5 protein-coding genes are annotated in these 6,680 nt (G+C 70.9%); 2 read left to right on the forward strand and 3 right to left on the reverse strand.

Features of this window, described 5'->3' with window-relative positions; genetic code table 11:
* A partial coding sequence (locus ACWGJY_RS29885; RefSeq protein WP_453263982.1) for an aldehyde dehydrogenase family protein occupies positions 1–1,266 on the reverse strand: 1,266 nt, incomplete at its 3' end.
* 67 nt (positions 1,267–1,333) lie between these two features.
* Complete coding sequence (locus ACWGJY_RS29890; RefSeq protein WP_453263983.1) at positions 1,334–2,656, reverse strand: GAF domain-containing protein; 1,323 nt, start codon at positions 2,654–2,656, stop codon at positions 1,334–1,336.
* Positions 2,657–3,059: 403 nt separating this feature from the next.
* Between ACWGJY_RS29890 and ACWGJY_RS29895 the strand changes: the two genes are divergently transcribed.
* Entirely contained in the window at positions 3,060–3,716 is a 657-nt protein-coding gene (locus ACWGJY_RS29895) for a TetR/AcrR family transcriptional regulator (protein ID WP_453263984.1), read from the forward strand.
* 83 nt (positions 3,717–3,799) lie between these two features.
* Here ACWGJY_RS29895 and ACWGJY_RS29900 read toward each other — a convergent pair whose 3' ends face one another.
* Positions 3,800–5,080, reverse strand: coding sequence for a glycoside hydrolase family 18 protein (locus ACWGJY_RS29900; protein ID WP_453263985.1), 1,281 nt, complete (start codon positions 5,078–5,080; stop codon positions 3,800–3,802).
* A gap of 333 nt (positions 5,081–5,413) precedes the next feature.
* Here ACWGJY_RS29900 and ACWGJY_RS29905 point away from each other — a divergent pair, with 333 nt between their 5' ends.
* Positions 5,414–6,586, forward strand: coding sequence for an acyl-CoA dehydrogenase family protein (locus ACWGJY_RS29905; RefSeq protein WP_453263986.1), 1,173 nt, complete (start codon positions 5,414–5,416; stop codon positions 6,584–6,586).
* Positions 6,587–6,680: the final 94 nt, after the last annotated feature.

A 6,680-nucleotide genomic window follows, 5' to 3' on the forward strand; every position in this document is an offset into this window, starting at 1 on the left:
GCCGATGGCGTCGTCGAAGTCGCTGAAGGGGGCCACGGCGACCACCGGGCCGAAGATCTCCTCCTGGAAGACCCGCATCTCGTTGTTGCCCTCGAAGATCGTCGGACGGACGTAGTAGCCGCCCTCCAGTTCGCCGCCGAGTTCGGCCCGGGAGCCGCCGGTCAGGATGCGGGCGCCCTCCTTCTGGCCGATGTCCAGGTAGGAGAGGATCTTCTCCAGCTGGTCGTTGGAGGCCTGTGCACCGATCATTGTGTCGGTGTCCAGCGGGTGGCCCTGGACGATCTTCTCCGTGCGGGCCACCCCGGCCTCCAGGAAGTCCTGGTAGTGCCCGCGCTGGATCAGCGCCCGGGACGGGCAGGTGCAGACCTCGCCCTGGTTGAGGGCGAACATGGTGAAGCCTTCCAGGGCCTTGTCGTGGAAGTCGTCCGCCGCGGACGAGACGTCGTCGAAGAAGATGTTGGGGCTCTTGCCGCCCAGTTCGAGCGTCACCGGCCGCAGGTTCTCGGACGCGTACTGCATGATCAGACGGCCGGTCGTGGTCTCCCCGGTGAAGGCGACCTTGGCGACCCGCGGGCTGGAGGCCAGCGGTTTGCCGGCCTCCGCGCCGAAGCCGTTGACGATGTTGACGACGCCGGGCGGCAGCAGATCCGCGATCAGGCTCATCCAGAAGTGCACCGAAACGGGGGTCTGTTCGGCGGGCTTGAGGACCACGGCGTTGCCGGCGGCCAGTGCCGGGGCGAGCTTCCACGTCGCCATCAGGATGGGGAAGTTCCACGGAATGATCTGGGCGATCACCCCGAGCGGCTCGTGGAAGTGGTAGGCGACCGTGTCCTCGTCGATCTCCGACAGGGAGCCCTCCTGGGCGCGGATGGCGCCCGCGAAGTAGCGGAAGTGGTCGATGGCGAGTGGGATGTCGGCAGCCAGGGACTCCCGTACGGGCTTGCCGTTCTCCCAGCTCTCGGCGACCGCCAGGGCCTCCAGATTCTGTTCCATCCGGTCGGCGATCTTGTTGAGGACGGCGGCGCGTTCGGCGGCGGCCGTGCGGGCCCAGCCGGGCGCGGCCGCGTGCGCGGCGTCCAGGGCACGTTCCACGTCCTCGGCGGTGCCCCGCGCGACCTCGGTGAACGGCTGCCCGTTGACCGGGGTCGGGTTCTCGAAGTACCGGCCCAGTGCGGGCGCCACGAACTCCCCGCCGATCCAGTGGTCGTAGCGGGGCAGATAGCTCATGACGGCATCGGCGGAACCCGGGCTGGCGTAACGGGCCATGGTGCGGCCTCCCAATCGCTCTCGGCGCGGTGCCCGCCACTCCCGTGTGACGGGCATTGTGCGCAGGCTAGGGCTGGGGAGGTTGCGCGAACGTTGCGACGTACGTGGCGGCCGGCCCGCTCACGCCACCGGGGGAACCGCCGGTCAGGCCGTACGCCGCGCGCAACCGGTCCGCGGTGGCCATCGGTGCGCCGCGCGCCGGGGAGCGCTCCGGCAGGGTGTCCACCAGGGCTTCCCAGATCTCCAGGTCGTCCTCGCCCCAGGGGGTGCGCGACCACTCCCGCAGCAGGCCGGGGTCGCGCGCGTCGAGCAGTGCCCGCCTCAGCCGGTCCTCCAGGGCACCGCGCAGCCGCTGCACACCGGGCGCCTCCGACAGGGGCAGCAGCGGACCGCGGTAGGCACCGAGCGCGGACCGTACCTCGCCGGCCGCCAACGCCTCCTCGACCGCACACAGATCGGTCTCCACGGGCCGGCTCAGCCGGTACGGGCGCGAATGCAGCAGCGTGCCGATGAGGTGGCGCAGCCGGGACAGCTCGGCCCGCAGCGTGACCGGGCGCATGTCGCGTTCGCCGTAGAGCAGCACCGAGAGCTGGTCGCCCGTCAGCCCTTCGGGGTGCCGGGCCAGCAGCGCCATGATCTCGCTGTGCCGGCGGCCGAGCCGCAGCCGCTCCCCGTCCACCACCAGCAGCGCCTCGTCCCGGCCGAGTGCCGTCAGGCATACGCCCAACTCCGGTACGTCCGCGGCGAGATGGGCTTCCGCAGCGCGGGCCGTTGCCTGTACCAGCGCCAGGCTGTGCGGGCTCGCCAAATGGCCGCCGCCGGTGATGTCGACCGCGCCGAGCAGCCGCCCGGTCCGCGGATCGTGCAGCGGGGCGGCGGCGCAGGTCCAGCGCTGCACCTGTCGGTTGTAGTGCTCGGCGGCGAAGATCTGTACGGCGTGATCGGCGGCCAGCGCGGTGCCCGGGGCGTTGGTGCCGGCGTGCCGTTCGTCCCAGCGGGCCCCGACCACGAAGTTCATCCGCTCGGCGCTGCGCCGCACCCCGCGGTGCCCCTCCACCCACAGCAGCCGCCCCTGCGGATCGCAGACGGCCAGCAGATGCGCACCGTCCTGCGCGAAGCTGCCCAGCAGCTCCCGGAAGACGGGCATCGCACGGGCCAGCGGGTGCCCGTCCCGGTAGACGCCGAGCGCGGCCTCGTCCAGATCGATGGGCGCGGCGCCGTCCGCCGCTGCACGGGCGTCCGCGGAGCGGCGCCAGGAGTCGGCGACCACCCGGCGGACCGGTGGCGCAACGGTCCCGTCGGCCAGGAAGGCCGCATGGGCCCGGCGCACCGTGCGGGTGCGCTCCATCGGATCGGCACCGGTCTCCATCGCCAGCCAAGGGTTGACCACGTGTCACCTCTTCGATGCGGCTTCTGCCCCCGTACGGCCGATGGTGCTCGTACCGGGCGGGGCCGTAAACCCCACGGGCGGGCAAGAGCACCCACGGGCGTGCAGGGTCACCCACGGGCGTCACGGTGGCCCCCTCGCGCACAGCCGCAACCGGGCCGGGCGGGCCGCGTCGCCCGCCGGAGCGGCCAAGGTGCTTCAGACGCGCCCTGCGGACCACGAAGCACGAAGCACGGAGCACGAAGCACGAAGCACAGAGCACGGAGCACGGAGCACGGACTGCGGGCCATGGGCCCCGGACTGCAGCCCGCGGACCTCGGACTGCGCCCGGCGGAGGTCAGTCTGCACGCCATGACGTTCTGCCATACTGCTGAAAATTTGTGGAAGTTGGAAAATAGGGCTCATTTTGAATGATGGACAAGAGCGGGGAACGGGCGGCTCTGCGGCTGCCGGCGGCACCGCGCGCTCCCGGGCGCGCCGGGCCGAACTGATAGCCACCGGACGGAAGTTGTTCGCCGACACCTCCTATGACGCGCTGTCCATGGACGACATCGCACGCCAGGCCGGGGTCGCCAAGGGCTTGATCTATTACTACTTCACCAACAAGCGCGGCTATTACCTCGCGATCATCGAGGACGCGGTCGCCGAACTGGTCGAGCGGGCCGGCAGCGCCCAGGACCTCCCGCCCGTCGAACGCGTCCAGCGCACCGTCGACGGCTATCTGCGCTACGCCCAGCATCATCAGGCGGCCTATCGCACCATCGTCACCGGCGGGGTCGGCTTCGACACCGAGGTGCTGGCGATCCGCGACAGCGTCCGCGCCCGGCTGCTCGGCACCCTCGCCCTCGGCGCCTGGGGCCGGGCCGACATCCCCCCGCTCGCCCGTATGGCGCTGACCGGCTGGCTGTCCAGCGTCGAGGGCGTCACCCTCGACTGGATCACGGAGCAGGAGGTGCCCCGCGAGACGGTCGTCGCGCTGCTGGTGCGCGGCCTGGGGGACACCCTCCGGCTGATCGAGGAGTACGAGCCGAGCTGTCCGGCGCCCCCGCGCCCGCCGGCCTGAGGCGGCATCGGACGCCGCCGTTCGGCAGGACGAAGGAGCGGGAGACCGCCGCCTCCCGCCCCTCCCGTTCGCTGCTTCTGCGGCTAGGTGATGGCCTTGATCAGCTCCCCGTTGGCGGTGTCACCGCTCAGTTCCCAGAAGAACGTGCCGCCCAGACCCTGCGCGTTCTTGAAGGCCATCTTCGTGCCGATGGTCTCCGGGGTGTCATAGCTCCACCACTGGTCGCCGCACCTGGCGTAGGCGGTGCCGCCCACCTTGCCGGTGGCCGGGCAGCGGTCCTTGAGCACCTTGTAGTCGTCGATCCCGGCCTCGTACTTGCCCGGTGCGGCCCCGGTCGCGGTACCGCCCGGCGCGTCCTGGGTGACGCCCGACCAGCCACGGCCGTAGAAGCCGATGCCCAGCAGCAGCTTGCTCGCCGGAACACCGAGGCCCTTCAGCTTGGCGATGGTGTCGGTGGTGTTGAAGCCGGCCTTCGGGATGCCGTTGTACGACGTGAGCGGGGAATGCGGCGCCGTCGGGCCCTTGGCATCCCACGCCCCGAAGTAGTCGTAGGTCATCGGGTTGTACCAGTCGACGTACTGTGCCGCGCCCGCATAGTCGGCCACGTCGAGCTTGCCGCCGGCCGAGGCGTCCGCGGTGATCGCCGCGGTCACCAGATTGTTCCGGCCGAACTTCGACCGCAGCGCCTTCATCACTCCGGTGAAGGCGTCCTTACCGCTGGTGTCGCAGGTCAGGCCGCAGGCGTTGGGGTACTCCCAGTCGATGTCGATGCCGTCGAAGACATCCGCCCAGCGTTTGTCCTCGACCAGGTCGAGGCAGGACTGGGCGAAGGCGTCGGGGTTCTTGGCGGCCTCACCGAAGCCGCCCGACCAGGTCCAGCCGCCGAACGACCAGATCACCTTGAGGCCCGGGTGCAGCTTCTTGAGCTCGCGCAGCTGGTGGAAGTTGCCGCGCAGCGCGCCGTTGTCCCAGGTGTCCGCCGTGCCGTCGACGCTCTGGTCGGCGGGGTAGGCCTTGTCGTAGTCGGCGTAGGAGTCACCGATGGCGCACTTGCCGCCCTGGACGTTGCCGAAGGCGTAGTTGATGTGCGTCAGCTTGGCCGCCGAGCCCGATGTCTCGATGTTCTTGACGTGGTAATTGCGGTCGTAGACACCCCAGTTGGTGAAGTATCCGACCACCTTGTCGCCCGCCGCGGCCGGCGTCGCCGTGGTGGCGGCCGTGGCGGTGTGCCGGGCAGTGGGGGCGCCGGCCGGGTGGGCGGAGGCCGGGCCGGCGAGCAGGGTGCCGGCCAGCGCCGCCGTACACAGCGCGGTGGCGGCGGCGATCGCTCTGCGGGGCGATCGCATCCGGTGGGGTCTGAGCATGTCATCTCCTCGGAGGGGGGCGAGGGGGGCTGACCTGCGTTCTGAATGCGCATGAACGCGTGGAACGTTGGAGGAGAAGCTAGAAGGACTAGACCAGCGAGTCAATGGTTCGGACCACTTTCATGACCGGTCGGTACGGGGCCGGATTGCTGCAGTCCGTGAAGATCAACCCGTGACGCGAGGCCTCCGATCGGGCATACTCCTAGCGCCACCGCCGCAGGTCATCGGCATCCGCGACCCGGAACGCGATCATCGGCCTGGCACCACGAAACCGGCGCCGCCGCCCACCCTGCGAGTGTCGCCGCAGCGCCCGACAGGGAGGAGAGCGCCGCCATGACCGAGTACGGCCCCCGGCCGGTGGACCGCAGGCTGCCCACGGAGGAAGCCCGCGACCTGTTGACCCTCGTACGTGAGCTCGCCGAGCGCGAGATCAGGCCAACGGCCTCCGAGGAGGAGGATGCCGGCCACTTCCCGCGCGAGACCTTCACCCTGCTGTCGGAATCCGGACTGCTTTCGCTGCCCTACGACGACGAATTCGGCGGGGGCGGCCAGCCCTACGAGGTCTACCTCCAGGTCGTGGAGGAACTCGCCGCCGCCCGGCTCACCGTCGGCCTCGGCGTCAGTGTGCACACCCTCGCCTGCCACGCGCTCGCCGGATACGGCACCAAGGAGCAGCGTGCCGAACACCTGCCGGACATGCTCGGCGGCGGACTCGTCGGCGCGTACTGCCTCTCCGAGCCCTCCTCGGGCTCCGATGCCGCCTCCCTGACCACCCGCGCGACCCGGGAGGGCGACACCTGGAAGCTGGAGGGCACCAAGGCCTGGACCACCCACGGCGGCGTGGCCGACTTCTATACCGTGCTGGCCCGCACCGGCGGCAGTGGCGCCCGTGGCATCACCGCCTTCCTGGTGCCCGGTGACGCCGAGGGCCTCAGCGCCGCGGCACCCGAGCGCAAGATGGGCATGAAGGGCTCCCCGACGGCCCAGCTGCATTTCGACGCCGTCCGCATCCCCGACTCCCGCCGCCTCGGGGACGAGGGCCAGGGCTTCGCCATCGCCCTGTCCGCCCTGGACTCCGGGCGCCTGGGCATCGCGGCCTGCGCCATCGGCGTCGCCCAGGCGGCCCTGGACGAGGCGCTCTCGTACACCGCCGAACGACGGCAGTTCGGCCGCCCGATCGTCGACTTCCAGGGCCTGCGCTTCATGCTCGCCGACATGGCCACCCAGATCGAGGCGGGCCGCGCCCTCTACCTCACCGCCGCCCGGCTGCGCGACGCCGGTCTGTCGTTCTCCAAGGAAGCGGCGATGGCCAAGCTGTTCTGCACGGACACCGCGATGCGGGTGACCACCGACGCCGTCCAGCTCCTCGGCGGCTACGGCTACACCCTCGATTTCCCGGCCGAGCGCTATATGCGGGAGGCGAAGGTGCTGCAGATCGTCGAGGGCACCAACCAGATCCAGCGGATGGTCATCGCCCGCCATCTCGCGGGTCCCGAGACACGCTGAACGGGGGCGGGGGGGGGCGGGGGAAACCCGTGGGCCCCCCACCGGTGTACCCGCGGCGTTTTGGGAGCCCCTGGGCCCCGGTTGGGGGGCGGTG

The sequence above is a fragment of the Streptomyces sp. NPDC054765 genome (assembly GCF_053612065.1).

Bases quoted from the DNA above. Each gene is read 5' to 3' on its own strand.
- ACWGJY_RS29905 (WP_453263986.1), top strand. From the start codon at position 5,414: ATGACCGAGTACGGCCCCCGGCCGGTGGACCGCAGGCTGCCCACGGAG.
- ACWGJY_RS29900 (WP_453263985.1), bottom strand. From the start codon at position 5,080: ATGCTCAGACCCCACCGGATGCGATCGCCCCGCAGAGCGATCGCCGCC.